The 1,172-nt window shown below is 42.0% G+C and carries 1 protein-coding gene; it reads right to left on the reverse strand.

The features are described 5' to 3' along the window. Positions 1-1,154: retention module-containing protein (locus E5A76_RS13805; protein WP_161119271.1), on the reverse strand; the 1,154-nt coding region annotated here is incomplete at its 3' end. Positions 1,155-1,172 lie beyond the last annotated feature (18 nt).

Raw genomic sequence — 1,172 nt, forward strand, 5'->3', positions numbered from 1 at the left:
TCATGTGGTACACCGTAACTGGTGGTGACTGTTGCTGTCGCTTTATCTGCGTGCAGGATATCGTCGCCTTTCACATCGACTGTCCACGTCTTATCTGACGTAACTGTCGTCGTGTATTGGTGACCATTGACAGTAACTGTAACGGTATCACCCGGTTCAACGTCTTTACCCACCGTACCTGTGATAGGTAGTTGTGGCTCATGACCTTCTTTTTGGGTGATCACGTTATCGCCAGTAATTGGATTAATGGTGATCGCTGCTTCGACTTTTACAGAGTAATCGTGCGTTGCATGAGCTGTTGCCGTATTACCTGCTTTATCTTCAGTCGAAACCGTTGCTTCCACTTTATCGGTGGGTGCTGTTAGTAAGGTTTTGCCATCAACACCGTCCAGTGACCACACTAAACCATGCGCACCTTGCACGACTTTAGTTGTGCCGAGTGATTTGCCATCAAGGGTGACTTCTACCGTATCACCCACCTTCACATCGCCACCCACAGTACCTGTGATGGTTTGTTTTTGGTGAGATTCAGTGGCATCGACAATGTCATCTTGCGCAATAGTGTCGATAGTAATTACTGCAGTTAATGCTTTATGTAATTGAGGATATGAGTCGTCATGACGATCACGATGTTCACTTGGAATATAAGCAGTATCAAAACCAGCCTTTGCAAGCATTTGATCATTGTCATAATCAATAAGCTCATAACCATCAATAGAGGAACTTGTAATGGTAGATGGACCCGCAGAAGGCGCTTTAAACTGTTTTGTCGGATCTTGGTCGCCAAGAATAATTTGTTGTAGCGCAGCTACCTCTGGATCAACGGAGGTATCAGAAAAAACACTATCCTGTGCATTAGTAGGTTGATGATGCTCGTTTACACCATCAAATGTGAACTGCTGGTAAATCGCAACATTCTGAGTTGCAGCACCAGTTGAAACATGCTGAATAAAGCCGTCAGTATTTGTAATTTTTACAGACTGATTATTCGAATGTAATACAACATTAGAATCATCAGGCAGCAACAAAATATCACCCCTATGAAGTTCCATCCCTGGTTCAAGCTTAATTGTTTGTCCTTCTGAATTTTTAATTAAAATATTACTATCTACAGAAACAACTGAACAATTAGCTAGTAAAGAAATGACTTTCATTTTATATCCTCATATTAG

This window comes from Photobacterium lucens (assembly GCF_009873615.1).
Classification (GTDB): domain Bacteria; phylum Pseudomonadota; class Gammaproteobacteria; order Enterobacterales; family Vibrionaceae; genus Photobacterium; species Photobacterium lucens.